This is a genomic window from Gottfriedia acidiceleris, assembly GCF_023115465.1.
In the GTDB taxonomy this organism is placed as follows: domain Bacteria; phylum Bacillota; class Bacilli; order Bacillales; family Bacillaceae_G; genus Gottfriedia; species Gottfriedia acidiceleris_B.
The window spans coordinates 295,702-313,083 of record NZ_CP096034.1 but is presented as its reverse complement, the minus strand read 5'-3'; the positions used below and the strand labels follow the sequence as shown (position 1 = coordinate 313,083).

The 17,382-nt window shown below is 43.0% G+C and carries 3 protein-coding genes, 6 rRNA genes and 1 pseudogene; 1 reads left to right on the top strand and 9 read right to left on the bottom strand.

What is annotated here, in order from left to right; genetic code table 11:
* Positions 1–24 precede the first annotated feature (24 nt).
* The 9 genes and pseudogenes from MY490_RS22030 to MY490_RS01560 all read right to left on the bottom strand — a co-directional run bounded on the left by MY490_RS22030 (position 25) and on the right by MY490_RS01560 (position 16,341).
* Positions 25–3,543, bottom strand: coding sequence for a S8 family serine peptidase (locus tag MY490_RS22030; protein ID WP_282439831.1), 3,519 nt, complete (start codon positions 3,541–3,543; stop codon positions 25–27).
* A gap of 470 nt (positions 3,544–4,013) precedes the next feature.
* Positions 4,014–5,111 (bottom strand): PRK06851 family protein, encoded by a 1,098-nt coding sequence (locus MY490_RS01600; protein WP_248267694.1) that lies wholly within the window; start codon positions 5,109–5,111, stop codon positions 4,014–4,016.
* Positions 5,112–5,263: 152 nt separating this feature from the next.
* Positions 5,264–5,379 (bottom strand): 5S ribosomal RNA (rrf, locus tag MY490_RS01595).
* A gap of 55 nt (positions 5,380–5,434) precedes the next feature.
* Positions 5,435–8,372: ribosomal RNA gene (locus MY490_RS01590) — 23S ribosomal RNA — on the bottom strand.
* Positions 8,373–8,524: 152 nt separating this feature from the next.
* Positions 8,525–10,074: ribosomal RNA gene (locus MY490_RS01585) — 16S ribosomal RNA — on the bottom strand.
* Between the two features lie 366 nt (positions 10,075–10,440).
* Positions 10,441–11,081: pseudogene (locus MY490_RS22270) on the bottom strand (DUF3885 domain-containing protein).
* Positions 11,082–11,530: 449 nt separating this feature from the next.
* Positions 11,531–11,646, bottom strand: a 5S ribosomal RNA gene (gene rrf, locus MY490_RS01570).
* A 55-nt stretch (positions 11,647–11,701) separates the two neighbouring features.
* A 23S ribosomal RNA gene (locus MY490_RS01565) occupies positions 11,702–14,639 on the bottom strand.
* A gap of 152 nt (positions 14,640–14,791) precedes the next feature.
* Positions 14,792–16,341: ribosomal RNA gene (locus MY490_RS01560) — 16S ribosomal RNA — on the bottom strand.
* Together the 16S, 23S and 5S rRNA genes form the textbook arrangement of a ribosomal RNA operon.
* Positions 16,342–16,703: 362 nt before the next feature.
* Here MY490_RS01560 and MY490_RS01555 point away from each other — a divergent pair.
* Positions 16,704–17,186, top strand: coding sequence for a hypothetical protein (locus MY490_RS01555; protein ID WP_248267693.1), 483 nt, complete (start codon positions 16,704–16,706; stop codon positions 17,184–17,186).
* The last annotated feature ends 196 nt before the right edge of the window (positions 17,187–17,382 follow it).

Below are 17,382 nucleotides of genomic sequence, written 5' to 3'. Positions count from 1 at the left end.
GATAGCTTTTTCAATTATTGACTTTTATTGAACAACCGTTACTTTAGTTGGAGTTGATGTTACTTTGAACCCATCTTTTGTCGTAACATCAGCAGATATATAGTATGTGCCGTTTGGTAGGTCTGGTTTTGGAATCCATTTTGTGTGCACTTCTCTTTCATTTTTAAATGATATTGTATCTACTATATTTCCATTTATATCCTTCATATTAAACGTCCAATCTACTCTGTTTTGAGCAAAGAAATCCATTCCTGCTACTCTATTTTTGTTAATATTTGTAGTTGGGTAAACACTTCTATTTGAAAGAATCATCCATTCACTCATATATTTTGCACTTTGATCTCCCCAAGTAGTATAAGAGTGGTTAAATGCATTGTCAGCCCCACCTATTACAATACTCTTTGGTTCAACATTAACTAGTAAAGTTTGAGCTGCACCTGGTGAATAGTTACTTCCGTTAACCCAAACAACTGAAGCTGCATAACCAGATTCATTATCTGTGCCCTTCCAAGAAATTTCATATTTCCCATCTTTTGGAGTCACCTTAATATCTGTAACTTTCGGAAGGCTAGAATCTACTTTAACTGGCATTTTCACTTCCTGAGGTCTTGCACCTTGATAGTCTAATGTTGTTCGAATAACATATTTATAATCTCCATCAGGAACAAATTTTCCAGACTCATCTGTCATATCCCAAGCATAAAGTTCATTATAGCTTGTATCACCAAATGGCATGACATTTTTTCTGAATTTATATGAAGTTCCATTAAATTCACTAAAATCACCTAAATATTTAACCATTTCACCGTTTTGATTTTCGATATACATTTCTGTTTTAGCTAAATTTCGTAAAGCTGTAAATGAAGAATAGATTCCATTTAAATGGAAGTTTGGCGAAATTGCTATTTTGCTAAGATCGTATGTACCTGTTGCAGAATTATATCCTTTTGGATAACGTTCAGAAGTTCCATCCCAAAGTGCAGTATATCCTAAAAACGCATCCTTTTCCCACGCAGGTGCATCAATATTTCTTGGCTCATCCCATTTTCCATAGAAGGCCATATAAGGAACGGAAATTGGAACTGCCTTATCTTGATCTTTTGCCACAGGGACTAAGCGTACGAATCCCTCAACAAAACTATTTTTCGTTAATGAATCTGGTAAATTTACATTAATTGTCAGCATCTTTGACTGACCTGGTTTTATTTTAAGTAATGATCCATCTTTATATGTTACTTTATTATCATTTACAGTAATCGTTGCACCTTCAATACGTTCACTAGTCATTGTTAAATAATCTTTTGAATCCATCGCACCATCATTGTCTAAATCAAATTGCTTTGTTTCTGTTTTATCTTTTAATAAATCCACATAAACAGAGTATTCAATATCAGCGCTATTATTTTTTCCCTTTTGCGCATCAAATGCTTCAACATTTAATTTAAAGCTAGTATTCTGGCCAATTTCTTTTAATGCAACTGCCCCAGCTTGCTCTAATGGTGTATTTCTACTTGTAACAATAACTGGCGTATTAATTGCATTTTGAATTTGCATCAAACCTGATCCCTGTAATCGAGGAGAATACGGAACTTCTCCATTTGTTTTTGGATCCATCACTATACTTGATGTATTCATTAATGCTATTTTTGCTTTTAAGGCTGCATCTTCTGAGTGTTGTAATCCTTTTTCATACAGTGACTGCAATACTAATGCCGAACCACCTGCAACATGTGGTGTTGCCATTGATGTACCGCTCATTACTTCATAATCATTTCCAGGTACAGTGGAATAAATATTTCCACCTGGAGCAGAAATTTCTGGTTTAAAATCTAATGTTGAGGGCGCACCGTACGATGAAAAACTAGACATTTTGTTCTTGTTAATATTATCAACCCATGTATCTCCTGCTAATTTCATTTTTACAATTTGGCCATTTGTTAGTTTATTAATTAATTCTTGACCTACTGCCTTACCTGTTGTAGCAGTTGGAATAGAGGACCCATTTAGTTTCATGTATGGATAATCTTCCAAACTGCTAGGTGGAATAATAATAGCAGCTTTAGCTTTATATTTTGAAGCATTAGATTGAACAAATGAGTATGAAGTATATTGATTGTTCATTTTCGCAACAACGATTTTACCTTCAACGTTTTTAGCACTAAAATCTGTAGTCTTCGAACCTTCACCTACGTATACCAATTCATACTCTTGACCAGGAGTTAAATTTCTAGAAAGTTTAAAGTTCACTGTAGGAGCAAATTGAGTTTGATCCATAAAAGGCAGCTTAAAGCCATTGGCATCAGCTAAAGTATTTAAGTGCATCTTTGTATTTTCATAGGAAGCAACTGATAAAGCATACGGACTTACCCCAGGTGCACCTACTGTTCCAATATCAGGATTTTCTGCATATGGCTGTGCAGCAGCATCGAAAAACAAATTATTTTTTGTGCTGTAAGCTGTGTTCCCAGCAGCAACTACAACAAGCGTACCTTGTTCAGTCGCTTCTCGAATTGCTTTTTGAACAGGATCGAAATCTTCTCCAACAAAACCTGCATCAACGCCTAAGCTCATATTGATCACATCAGCACCCATTGTCACAGCATGCTCAATTCCTGCGATGATGTCATCCTCATAAGCTCCTCCACCACCTACATCAGAAAATACTTTCTCTGCTAATAATTGAGTTCCAGGAGCGATACCTTGAACACCACCACTTGCTTCATCGCCATTTGCACCAACTGTACCAGCAACGTGTGTACCGTGTGGACTGCCATCTCTTCGAGGAATAACATCAGTATCATGATCAGCCCAATCATAGCCTGTTGGCACTTTATCTGTATACCATACTTCATTCACAGATGTAGCATCTAATTTACTATTAATTCCACTTTGTGTTAGCTTTTCTTTTTGTTTACCCTTTTCAGTCAACGTCATATCCTTATGATTATAGTCAATACCAGAATCGACGATTGCTACTAGTAAACCTTCTCCTTGGTAGCCGTATTGGTTCCAAACTTTTTGAGCTTGTACTAACTCTTTACTTGCTGCCATTGTTTCATGAAATGTTCTCGCAACATTTACATGAAGTACTCCAGGAATAGACTTAATCTCATTTAGATTTTGATATTCCGTCTCAATGCTAAATCCATTGAATCCCTCAAAGAAACGTTGTTTTAATTTAGGGGAATTTAATTTAGCCTTATTTTTCTTTGTGATTTCTTCGATTACTTTGTCTTGTTTTTCTTTAAATAAGGATTTTTTGTTTGATGTAGAAGTGTCAGTAGCTGATGGTTGCTCAATCTCCACTATAAAGCGAACATTATCGGTAGGTTTATAAGTTTTCTCAGATTCTTCCTTTTGTATATCATTATATAAGTCCTCTTTACCTTTTGGACTTTGGTCTAATAATTGGGGTGCTTGGTCCTCGGCCTCTTGCGTTGATGTATCATTATTTTCCGCAAGAGCCGTATACGATGAAAAGATTAAAGAAGATAAAGCCACTGTGGTCATTACTTTAAACGGTATAATTTTACTGAATTTCATTAAAGCCTCTCCTTTTATGTGGGTATATTTCGATTATGTATTTGCTTTAATACTATGATTAAGAGGTTAGTAGTTTAATAAATAGAGATTTGTTTAAACTTTAGCCCTTACTCTTAAGTGAGTAAATAAATACATTACTATCTAAATGTACATTCAGCATATGACGAAGTAAATTGGGGAAATTTCACATGATTTAAGGCGTTATTTCTACAAAAAGCGGCAAAAAAAATTGTATTAGACAAAATTAATTGTAAAAATTCTAAATTATATAACGATAATTCAATAATTGTGTCGGAAATTTTTAATAATATATACTCTTTTTTATTTTAATTTGCGGAAATATAAAGATAATTTGTTTAATTCCATATGTTTATTCTAATTCCGTAGAAAAAATGGTTAATAAGTACTAATAATTTAAAGTAAAAAAGGCGATACCATTTTGGTTTCGCCTTTTTAGAGATTAGCTAATTTTAATTTTTAATGATACTTTCAATTTCCTCTATTAATTCAGACTGAATTTTATCAACTTTTGAAAAGTCCATTGCTCCAATATAAATAGCTTCTAATTCGTCTCTAAGAACTTTAGCTTCTGCCAAATAAGATATTGCTTCTTTCATTTTATCTTTATATGAATTTGTTGTTCTTTCGATTTCAGTTGCGTATTTCTCATCTGTTCCTGGCGTAATACATCTTTTGTACATATCAATAATCTCATCATTTTCACGATCAGGAAAATATTCATGTGGTGCTGTACTGTCAAAGATTGCAATGCCTTTTTCCGGAATAATTACCATATCAAGACTGTTTGGATCAAATCCACAATGATAAATCTGTACATCAAATCCTCTTTCTTCTCCTGCAGCTGCTATTTTCTTTAACATTGTTGATTTACCGGAACCTGCTCTTCCTTTAATAAAATATCGCTTTTCTATTTCTTCTGTTAAATTTTGAATATAATCAACTGCACCACTTGGAGTTGCTGCACCTAAAAATCTATGTTTTACTTTGGAATCTTTTTCAGTATTACTGTCATTACCATAAAATAGCGCTATCAATTCGTCAGTCAGTTTATTAGCTTCTAAAAAGTCCATATTAGAAATATATATTTCTTCAATCTCATCATGGGCCCTTAATGAAGCGGCAAATGTGTTATATGCTGTTTGAAACTTCTTGGAAATTTGATCATTTAGTTTTAGTATTGCTTCCCTGTGTACAGATAATTTCTTAGAATCCCAAGCAACACCTAAATTCACATATTCCTCAATAACCCCTGGAGCTTTTGGTTCAATTACATGTGGTGCTGTTCCGTCTACTATACCAATTTGAAATTTCGGGATAATTAAGCCATCAACTGAATTGGTATCTGAAGAACAATGTAAATATTCAATATCGATTCCCTTATTTACAATCAGTTCTCCAATTGTTTTCATTAAAGTTGATTTCCCAGTACCTGGACCACCTTTTAGAATGAATAGTTTATCTAAATCCTCTAAAGCTGAGTCATAGAGATTATAAAACCCTTTTGCAGTATTACCACCTGCATAATAATTGAGTATTTTTCCTCTCATCTTTTTCCCTCCATTCATTCTAGGTTATGTAGATTTATAATTAAGGGTGTTTGCCCAGCATTAATATTATTGTTTACTTAATTAATATTTAGCAAAAGTAAAGTAACTTTAAACATAAAAAAACATCAGCCTAATAGCTGATGTTTTTAGTTACCAGGCGACGTTCTACTCTCACAGGGAGAAACCCCCAACTACCATCGACGCTGAAGAGCTTAACTGCCGTGTTCGGTATGGGAACGGGTGTGACCTCTTCGCACTAATCACCTGATTTATAGAGTTGTACTTCGTACCCTCAAAACTAGATAATGTCATCATCAAACTTGTTAGTTAAGTCCTCGACCGATTAGTATCAGTCAGCTCCACGTGTCACCACGCTTCCACCTCTGACCTATCAACCTGATCGTCTCTCAGGGGTCTTACTAGCTTAACGCTATGGGAAATCTCATCTTGAGGGGGGCTTCATGCTTAGATGCTTTCAGCACTTATCCCTTCCACACATAGCTACCCAGCCATGCTCTTGGCAGAACAACTGGTACACCAGCGGTGTGTCCATCCCGGTCCTCTCGTACTAAGGACAGCTCCTCTCAAATTTCCTGCGCCCACGACGGATAGGGACCGAACTGTCTCACGACGTTCTGAACCCAGCTCGCGTACCGCTTTAATGGGCGAACAGCCCAACCCTTGGGACCGACTACAGCCCCAGGATGCGATGAGCCGACATCGAGGTGCCAAACCTCCCCGTCGATGTGGACTCTTGGGGGAGATAAGCCTGTTATCCCCGGGGTAGCTTTTATCCGTTGAGCGATGGCCCTTCCATGCGGAACCACCGGATCACTAAGCCCGACTTTCGTCCCTGCTCGACTTGTAGGTCTCGCAGTCAAGCTCCCTTATGCCTTTACACTCTTCGAATGATTTCCAACCATTCTGAGGGAACCTTTGGGCGCCTCCGTTACTCTTTAGGAGGCGACCGCCCCAGTCAAACTGCCCACCTGACACTGTCTCCGAGCCGGATCACGGCTCTAGGTTAGAATTTCAATACAGCCAGGGTAGTATCCCACCGACGCCTCCACCGAAGCTAGCGCTCCGGCTTCTCAGGCTCCTACCTATCCTGTACAAGCTGTACCAAAATTCAATATCAAGCTGCAGTAAAGCTCCACGGGGTCTTTCCGTCCTGTCGCGGGTAACCTGCATCTTCACAGGTACTATAATTTCACCGAGTCTATGGTTGAGACAGTGCCCAAATCGTTACGCCTTTCGTGCGGGTCGGAACTTACCCGACAAGGAATTTCGCTACCTTAGGACCGTTATAGTTACGGCCGCCGTTTACTGGGGCTTCAATTCAGAGCTTCTCCCGTAAGGGATAACCCCTCCTCTTAACCTTCCAGCACCGGGCAGGCGTCAGCCCCTATACTTCGCCTTGCGGCTTCGCAGAGACCTGTGTTTTTGCTAAACAGTCGCTTGGGCCTTTTCACTGCGGCTCTCCCGGGCATACACCCAAAAGAGCACCCCTTCTCCCGAAGTTACGGGGTCATTTTGCCGAGTTCCTTAACCATAGTTCTCTCGCTCACCTTAGGATTCTCTCCTCGCCTACCTGTGTCGGTTTGCGGTACAGGCACCTATTTCCTCGCTAGAAGCTTTTCTTGGCAGCGTAGAATCAGGAACTTCGGTACTATATTTCCCTCGCCATCACAACTCAGCCTTATGATGTGCGGATTTGCCTACACATCAGCCTAATTGCTTGGACGCGCATATCCAGCAGCGCGCTTACCCTATCTTTCTGCGTCCCTCCATCGCTCAAACGGAAATGAGGTGGTACAGGAATATCAACCTGTTATCCATCGCCTACGCCTTTCGGCCTCGGCTTAGGTCCTGACTAACCCTGGGAGGACGAGCCTTCCCCAGGAAACCTTAGGCATACGGTGGACGGGATTCTCACCCGTCTTTCGCTACTCATACCGGCATTCTCACTTCTAAGCGCTCCACCAGTCCTTACGATCTAGCTTCAACGCCCTTAGAACGCTCCCCTACCACTGATACCATACGGTATCAATCCGCAGCTTCGGTGATACGTTTAGCCCCGTTACATTTTCGGCGCAGAGTCACTCGACCAGTGAGCTATTACGCACTCTTTAAATGGTGGCTGCTTCTAAGCCAACATCCTGGTTGTCTAAGCAACTCCACATCCTTTTCCACTTAACGTATACTTTGGGACCTTAGCTGGCGGTCTGGGCTGTTTCCCTCTTGACCACGGATCTTATCACTCGTAGTCTGACTCCTATGGATAAGTCATTGGCATTCGGAGTTTGACTGAATTCGGTAACCCGTTGGGGGCCCCTAGTCCAATCAGTGCTCTACCTCCAAGACTCTAACACATAAGGCTAGCCCTAAAGCTATTTCGGGGAGAACCAGCTATCTCCGAGTTCGATTGGAATTTCTCCGCTACCCACACCTCATCCCCGCACTTTTCAACGTGCGTGGGTTCGGACCTCCATTCAGTGTTACCTGAACTTCATCCTGGACATGGGTAGATCACTCGGTTTCGGGTCTACGACCACGTACTATATCGCCCTATTCAGACTCGCTTTCGCTGCGGCTCCGTCTCTTCAACTTAACCTTGCACGGGATCGTAACTCGCCGGTTCATTCTACAAAAGGCACGCCATCACTCGTTAACGAGCTCTGACTATTTGTAAGCACACGGTTTCAGGTTCTCTTTCACTCCCCTTCCGGGGTGCTTTTCACCTTTCCCTCACGGTACTGGTTCACTATCGGTCACTAGGTAGTATTTAGCCTTGGGAGATGGTCCTCCCAGATTCCGACGGAATTTCACGTGTTCCGCCGTACTCAGGATCCACTCAAGAGGGAACGAGGTTTCAACTACAGGGTTTTTACCTTCTTTGACGGACCTTTCCAGGTCGCTTCATTTACCCCGTTCCTTTGTAACTCCGTATAGAGTGTCCTACAACCCCAAGAGGCAAGCCTCTTGGTTTGGGCTATCTTCCGTTTCGCTCGCCGCTACTCAGGAAATCGCTATTGCTTTCTATTCCTCCAGGTACTTAGATGTTTCAGTTCCCTGGGTCTGTCCTCAGTACCCTATGTATTCAGGTAAAGATACTACTCCATTACGAGTAGTGGGTTTCCCCATTCGGAAATCTCCGGATCAAAGCTTACTTACAGCTCCCCGAAGCATATCGGTGTTAGTCCCGTCCTTCATCGACTCCTAGTGCCAAGGCATCCACCGTGCGCCCTTTCTAACTTAACTAATTTTAAAACTAATTGAATTAAACTTACGCAGTTTAATGAATGACATTATCTAGTTTTCAAGGTACAAAGTTGAGAGTGAACTCTCAAAACTAAACAAAACAATGAAGAAACATTTCATACATGAACCATCGGTTCATGATGTCTCCATAGAAAGGAGGTGATCCAGCCGCACCTTCCGATACGGCTACCTTGTTACGACTTCACCCCAATCATCTGTCCCACCTTAGGCGGCTGGCCCCTAAAAGGTTACCCCACCGACTTCGGGTGTTACAAACTCTCGTGGTGTGACGGGCGGTGTGTACAAGGCCCGGGAACGTATTCACCGCGGCATGCTGATCCGCGATTACTAGTGATTCCGGCTTCATGTAGGCGAGTTGCAGCCTACAATCCGAACTGAGAATAGTTTTATGGGATTAGCTCCACCTCGCGGTCTTGCAACCCTTTGTACTATCCATTGTAGCACGTGTGTAGCCCAGGTCATAAGGGGCATGATGATTTGACGTCATCCCCACCTTCCTCCGGTTTGTCACCGGCAGTCACCTTAGAGTGCCCAACTAAATGCTGGCAACTAAGATCAAGGGTTGCGCTCGTTGCGGGACTTAACCCAACATCTCACGACACGAGCTGACGACAACCATGCACCACCTGTCACTCTGTCCCCGAAGGGAAAGCCCTATCTCTAGGGTTGTCAGAGGATGTCAAGACCTGGTAAGGTTCTTCGCGTTGCTTCGAATTAAACCACATGCTCCACCACTTGTGCGGGCCCCCGTCAATTCCTTTGAGTTTCAGTCTTGCGACCGTACTCCCCAGGCGGAGTGCTTAATGCGTTAACTTCAGCACTAAAGGGCGGAAACCCTCTAACACTTAGCACTCATCGTTTACAGCGTGGACTACCAGGGTATCTAATCCTGTTTGCTCCCCACGCTTTCGCGCCTCAGCGTCAGTTACAGACCAGAAAGTCGCCTTCGCCACTGGTGTTCCTCCAAATCTCTACGCATTTCACCGCTACACTTGGAATTCCACTTTCCTCTTCTGCACTCAAGTTTCCCAGTTTCCAATGACCCTCCCCGGTTGAGCCGGGGGCTTTCACATCAGACTTAAGAAACCGCCTGCGCGCGCTTTACGCCCAATAATTCCGGACAACGCTTGCCACCTACGTATTACCGCGGCTGCTGGCACGTAGTTAGCCGTGGCTTTCTGGTTAGGTACCGTCAAGGTGCCAGCTTATTCAACTAGCACTTATTCTTCCCTAACAACAGAGCTTTACGACCCGAAGGCCTTCATCGCTCACGCGGCGTTGCTCCGTCAGACTTTCGTCCATTGCGGAAGATTCCCTACTGCTGCCTCCCGTAGGAGTCTGGGCCGTGTCTCAGTCCCAGTGTGGCCGATCACCCTCTCAGGTCGGCTACGCATCGTCGCCTTGGTGAGCCGTTACCTCACCAACTAGCTAATGCGCCGCGGGCCCATCTGTAAGTGATAGCCGAGGCCATCTTTCAATAAAGGAACAGGAGTTCCTTTATGTCATCCGGTATTAGCTCCGGTTTCCCGAAGTTATCCCAGTCTTACAGGTAGGTTGCCCACGTGTTACTCACCCGTCCGCCGCTAACTAACGGGAGCAAGCTCCCATTAGTCCGCTCGACTTGCATGTATTAGGCACGCCGCCAGCGTTCGTCCTGAGCCAGGATCAAACTCTCCATAAAAGTTAAGTTTAAATCTTGTATTGCTCAAAAAACTAATAATTGACGTTTACTTCATGTTTTGTTTAGTTTTCAAAGTTCATTTCGCCACTTCAGAAGCGACTTTAATATAATAACATTTTGTTGAACAACCTGTCAACAACTTATTTTATATTTTTTTGTCGTTCCAACTTGTTACGTTGTGACAACATAAACAAATATACCATCTCGTCCAAATGATTGCAAGCATTTCTTTACAAAAAATTAATAAAAGTTATGTATGACCTTTTTTAAGATACTTTAATTATCTATTGCTTTATTAAATATTAGTGTTGATTATATATATATTAAAAGGAAACACTTCTAAATACTACTTCCCTTCTACTTATTTCAACTAAGAACCATCTCAATATTAGGTTTGTCATAATCCAAGATCCATTCATTGTAAGTAACATATGTATCCCTTATAGTGTCGGGTGAAGTTGCCGTAAATCATACTCGGTCATCGTAAACGTAAAAGATTGTTTTCTTATTAATATTTATATTTATAAAATATACTCTATGAAAAACCTTCGGACTAATTCCCAATTCTAGATTGCATATTTCTTTTAGCAAAGAACAGTATTTGAATTCACTCGTTTTACATTTTAAACTGTACCAATGCGTTTTATATGTTCCTTCTTCGTCATTGTCAGAAAACATATAGCTTCGCTTGATGCTTTAATCTATACAATAGTGAATTCTCTACAAATGGTAAAAAGTTCTTTAATTTACCTTTAATTTGTTTACCTCAATCAAAATCGTTTACATCTCATAAGACAAAAATATCATCCGTTGGAGAGTGAATTGCTTTAAAAAAGTAGTTGCTCTTTTGTAACAACCCAATATATATGGGATTTCAGGATAATCCTAACCTCTTTCCCACTCTACCCAAAGTTCAAATCGAATACCAATATCCCAATTGTAATTACAAAGGTGTTCTTGAGTTCTAAGTTAGGAAATAATTCTTTCAAGAAATCATTAAGTATCATTCCAACACCTCATAAAATTATTTCTGTAAATTAAAAATAAAAAGACTCAATATTGAGCCTGGCCAAACGCAAACATTCATAACTAAATGTTATTTCAAAAACAAACGGTATGAGTAATCCTTCTTTAATATTGTGTTTTCTATTTTCGTTACTAAGACTATCAACAAAATAAACCAAGCAGATAATAAATAAGATACTTTGTAGCAACTCCCTTCATCGGCTTAATATTGTTTCATTAGAGAATGTAGACCATTTACATTTTTAATATGATCAAACCTTTTATTACTCGTTTCACTTCATAGATAGCATGCGAACTATACTTAATCGTGTCATCTGGCTTTTGATCATTGACTTGATTTAAATTTAACAAATAAAAATTTAGAGTAAATTATCGTTTTACATATTCCAGCACAAAAAAACATCAGCTATTAGACTGATGTTTTTTTGTTACCAGGCGACGTTCTACTCTCACAGGGGGAAACCCCCAACTACCATCGACGCTGAAGAGCTTAACTGCCGTGTTCGGTATGGGAACGGGTGTGACCTCTTCGCACTAATCACCTGATTTATAGAGTTGTACTTCGTACCCTCAAAACTAGATAATGTCATTATCAAACTTGTTAGTTAAGTCCTCGACCGATTAGTATCAGTCAGCTCCACGTGTCACCACGCTTCCACCTCTGACCTATCAACCTGATCGTCTCTCAGGGGTCTTACTAGCTTAACGCTATGGGAAATCTCATCTTGAGGGGGGCTTCATGCTTAGATGCTTTCAGCACTTATCCCTTCCACACATAGCTACCCAGCCATGCTCTTGGCAGAACAACTGGTACACCAGCGGTGTGTCCATCCCGGTCCTCTCGTACTAAGGACAGCTCCTCTCAAATTTCCTGCGCCCACGACGGATAGGGACCGAACTGTCTCACGACGTTCTGAACCCAGCTCGCGTACCGCTTTAATGGGCGAACAGCCCAACCCTTGGGACCGACTACAGCCCCAGGATGCGATGAGCCGACATCGAGGTGCCAAACCTCCCCGTCGATGTGGACTCTTGGGGGAGATAAGCCTGTTATCCCCGGGGTAGCTTTTATCCGTTGAGCGATGGCCCTTCCATGCGGAACCACCGGATCACTAAGCCCGACTTTCGTCCCTGCTCGACTTGTAGGTCTCGCAGTCAAGCTCCCTTATGCCTTTACACTCTTCGAATGATTTCCAACCATTCTGAGGGAACCTTTGGGCGCCTCCGTTACTCTTTAGGAGGCGACCGCCCCAGTCAAACTGCCCACCTGACACTGTCTCCGAGCCGGATCACGGCTCTAGGTTAGAATTTCAATACAGCCAGGGTAGTATCCCACCGACGCCTCCACCGAAGCTAGCGCTCCGGCTTCTCAGGCTCCTACCTATCCTGTACAAGCTGTACCAAAATTCAATATCAAGCTGCAGTAAAGCTCCACGGGGTCTTTCCGTCCTGTCGCGGGTAACCTGCATCTTCACAGGTACTATAATTTCACCGAGTCTATGGTTGAGACAGTGCCCAAATCGTTACGCCTTTCGTGCGGGTCGGAACTTACCCGACAAGGAATTTCGCTACCTTAGGACCGTTATAGTTACGGCCGCCGTTTACTGGGGCTTCAATTCAGAGCTTCTCCCGTAAGGGATAACCCCTCCTCTTAACCTTCCAGCACCGGGCAGGCGTCAGCCCCTATACTTCGCCTTGCGGCTTCGCAGAGACCTGTGTTTTTGCTAAACAGTCGCTTGGGCCTTTTCACTGCGGCTCTCCCGGGCATACACCCAAAAGAGCACCCCTTCTCCCGAAGTTACGGGGTCATTTTGCCGAGTTCCTTAACCATAGTTCTCTCGCTCACCTTAGGATTCTCTCCTCGCCTACCTGTGTCGGTTTGCGGTACAGGCACCTATTTCCTCGCTAGAAGCTTTTCTTGGCAGCGTAGAATCAGGAACTTCGGTACTATATTTCCCTCGCCATCACAACTCAGCCTTATGATGTGCGGATTTGCCTACACATCAGCCTAATTGCTTGGACGCGCATATCCAGCAGCGCGCTTACCCTATCTTTCTGCGTCCCTCCATCGCTCAAACGGAAATGAGGTGGTACAGGAATATCAACCTGTTGTCCATCGCCTACGCCTTTCGGCCTCGGCTTAGGTCCTGACTAACCCTGGGAGGACGAGCCTTCCCCAGGAAACCTTAGGCATACGGTGGACGGGATTCTCACCCGTCTTTCGCTACTCATACCGGCATTCTCACTTCTAAGCGCTCCACCAGTCCTTACGATCTAGCTTCAACGCCCTTAGAACGCTCCCCTACCACTGATACCATACGGTATCAATCCGCAGCTTCGGTGATACGTTTAGCCCCGTTACATTTTCGGCGCAGAGTCACTCGACCAGTGAGCTATTACGCACTCTTTAAATGGTGGCTGCTTCTAAGCCAACATCCTGGTTGTCTAAGCAACTCCACATCCTTTTCCACTTAACGTATACTTTGGGACCTTAGCTGGCGGTCTGGGCTGTTTCCCTCTTGACCACGGATCTTATCACTCGTAGTCTGACTCCTATGGATAAGTCATTGGCATTCGGAGTTTGACTGAATTCGGTAACCCGTTGGGGGCCCCTAGTCCAATCAGTGCTCTACCTCCAAGACTCTAACACATAAGGCTAGCCCTAAAGCTATTTCGGGGAGAACCAGCTATCTCCGAGTTCGATTGGAATTTCTCCGCTACCCACACCTCATCCCCGCACTTTTCAACGTGCGTGGGTTCGGACCTCCATTCAGTGTTACCTGAACTTCATCCTGGACATGGGTAGATCACTCGGTTTCGGGTCTACGACCACGTACTATATCGCCCTATTCAGACTCGCTTTCGCTGCGGCTCCGTCTCTTCAACTTAACCTTGCACGGGATCGTAACTCGCCGGTTCATTCTACAAAAGGCACGCCATCACTCGTTAACGAGCTCTGACTATTTGTAAGCACACGGTTTCAGGTTCTCTTTCACTCCCCTTCCGGGGTGCTTTTCACCTTTCCCTCACGGTACTGGTTCACTATCGGTCACTAGGTAGTATTTAGCCTTGGGAGATGGTCCTCCCAGATTCCGACGGAATTTCACGTGTTCCGCCGTACTCAGGATCCACTCAAGAGGGAACGAGGTTTCAACTACAGGGTTTTTACCTTCTTTGACGGACCTTTCCAGGTCGCTTCATTTACCCCGTTCCTTTGTAACTCCGTATAGAGTGTCCTACAACCCCAAGAGGCAAGCCTCTTGGTTTGGGCTATCTTCCGTTTCGCTCGCCGCTACTCAGGAAATCGCTATTGCTTTCTATTCCTCCAGGTACTTAGATGTTTCAGTTCCCTGGGTCTGTCCTCAGTACCCTATGTATTCAGGTAAAGATACTACTCCATTACGAGTAGTGGGTTTCCCCATTCGGAAATCTCCGGATCAAAGCTTACTTACAGCTCCCCGAAGCATATCGGTGTTAGTCCCGTCCTTCATCGACTCCTAGTGCCAAGGCATCCACCGTGCGCCCTTTCTAACTTAACTAATTTTAAAACTAATTGAATTAAACTTACGCAGTTTAATGAATGACATTATCTAGTTTTCAAGGTACAAAGTTGAGAGTGAACTCTCAAAACTAAACAAAACAATGAAGAAACATTTCATACATGAACCATCGGTTCATGATGTCTCCATAGAAAGGAGGTGATCCAGCCGCACCTTCCGATACGGCTACCTTGTTACGACTTCACCCCAATCATCTGTCCCACCTTAGGCGGCTGGCCCCTAAAAGGTTACCCCACCGACTTCGGGTGTTACAAACTCTCGTGGTGTGACGGGCGGTGTGTACAAGGCCCGGGAACGTATTCACCGCGGCATGCTGATCCGCGATTACTAGTGATTCCGGCTTCATGTAGGCGAGTTGCAGCCTACAATCCGAACTGAGAATAGTTTTATGGGATTAGCTCCACCTCGCGGTCTTGCAACCCTTTGTACTATCCATTGTAGCACGTGTGTAGCCCAGGTCATAAGGGGCATGATGATTTGACGTCATCCCCACCTTCCTCCGGTTTGTCACCGGCAGTCACCTTAGAGTGCCCAACTAAATGCTGGCAACTAAGATCAAGGGTTGCGCTCGTTGCGGGACTTAACCCAACATCTCACGACACGAGCTGACGACAACCATGCACCACCTGTCACTCTGTCCCCGAAGGGAAAGCCCTATCTCTAGGGTTGTCAGAGGATGTCAAGACCTGGTAAGGTTCTTCGCGTTGCTTCGAATTAAACCACATGCTCCACCACTTGTGCGGGCCCCCGTCAATTCCTTTGAGTTTCAGTCTTGCGACCGTACTCCCCAGGCGGAGTGCTTAATGCGTTAACTTCAGCACTAAAGGGCGGAAACCCTCTAACACTTAGCACTCATCGTTTACAGCGTGGACTACCAGGGTATCTAATCCTGTTTGCTCCCCACGCTTTCGCGCCTCAGCGTCAGTTACAGACCAGAAAGTCGCCTTCGCCACTGGTGTTCCTCCAAATCTCTACGCATTTCACCGCTACACTTGGAATTCCACTTTCCTCTTCTGCACTCAAGTTTCCCAGTTTCCAATGACCCTCCCCGGTTGAGCCGGGGGCTTTCACATCAGACTTAAGAAACCGCCTGCGCGCGCTTTACGCCCAATAATTCCGGACAACGCTTGCCACCTACGTATTACCGCGGCTGCTGGCACGTAGTTAGCCGTGGCTTTCTGGTTAGGTACCGTCAAGGTGCCAGCTTATTCAACTAGCACTTATTCTTCCCTAACAACAGAGCTTTACGACCCGAAGGCCTTCATCGCTCACGCGGCGTTGCTCCGTCAGACTTTCGTCCATTGCGGAAGATTCCCTACTGCTGCCTCCCGTAGGAGTCTGGGCCGTGTCTCAGTCCCAGTGTGGCCGATCACCCTCTCAGGTCGGCTACGCATCGTTGCCTTGGTGAGCCGTTACCTCACCAACTAGCTAATGCGCCGCGGGCCCATCTGTAAGTGATAGCCGAGGCCATCTTTCAATAAAGGAACAGGAGTTCCTTTATGTCATCCGGTATTAGCTCCGGTTTCCCGAAGTTATCCCAGTCTTACAGGTAGGTTGCCCACGTGTTACTCACCCGTCCGCCGCTAACTAACGGGAGCAAGCTCCCATTAGTCCGCTCGACTTGCATGTATTAGGCACGCCGCCAGCGTTCGTCCTGAGCCAGGATCAAACTCTCCATAAAAGTTAAGTTTAAATCTTGTATTGCTCAAAAAACTAATAATTGACGTTTACTTCATGTTTTGTTTAGTTTTCAAAGTTCATTTCGCCTCTTCAGAAGCGACTTTAATATAATAACATTTTGTCGACCAACCTGTCAACAACTTATTTTATATTTTTTTGTCGTTCCAACTTGTTTCGTTGTGACAACATAAACAAATATACCATCTCGTCCAAATGATTGCAAGTATTTCTTTTACAAAAAGTTATTAAAAATAAATCACATAAATTTCAAACAAATTAATTAGTTAATTGTACAACTAGGTAAAAGTACAAGCACAAACTACTCCTCTTCCATAGATTAGTACAAGAAAAGGAGGAATTGTTATGCAATGTAATGAAGCCCATCAATTATGTAATAATTTTAGAGGGCAGGTTGTACGCATTTTCGATAAAGAAGGAAACGAGCACGTTGGACGTATTACTAGAGTAACTGAAGATCGAGTTTTTATTGAACCAGTGAATCAAAATCGTCAGAACTCTAATTTTTCTAATAGATCATCCAATCGTAATAGAAATAACATGAATAGAAATCAATCTAATAGAAATTTTTCAAATAGAAATTTCCAAAATGGAAATCGTTTTGATAATATGTTTGGTAATCGGGTTGATAATCGATTTGACAATCAATTTGATGATCGATTCGATAGAAGATTTGACAGAAGGTTTGATAGAAGATTTGATAGAAGAGAAGAAAGAAATTTTGACGGAGATGGATTTAGATGCGGATTCTTCGGCTGTGGGTTCGGTATTTCAATTGCACTTGGTTTTGTTGCAGGAGTCGCATTAGCTGCATTATTCTTTTTTTAATAGCTCAATAAAAACTTTATATTCAATTACTGTGGGAATGTCTCTTTGGTCAATTGCTGACTTTTGAGACATCCTTTTATTTTATGGGTGAAAAGGTCATGTAAAACCCTCATTATACTTTTAATTACTAATACAAAAATAATTTCCTTTCATTAATTACAGAATAAAAGCATTATGAAAAAAGTCATTATAATTA

What these genes read in the sequence shown, in the direction of transcription:
- MY490_RS01555 (WP_248267693.1), top strand. Translation starts at nt 16,704, where the DNA reads ATGCAATGTAATGAAGCCCATCAATTATGTAATAATTTTAGAGGGCAG.
- MY490_RS22030 (WP_282439831.1), bottom strand. Translation starts at nt 3,543, where the DNA reads ATGAAATTCAGTAAAATTATACCGTTTAAAGTAATGACCACAGTGGCT.
- MY490_RS01600 (WP_248267694.1), bottom strand. Translation starts at nt 5,111, where the DNA reads ATGAGAGGAAAAATACTCAATTATTATGCAGGTGGTAATACTGCAAAA.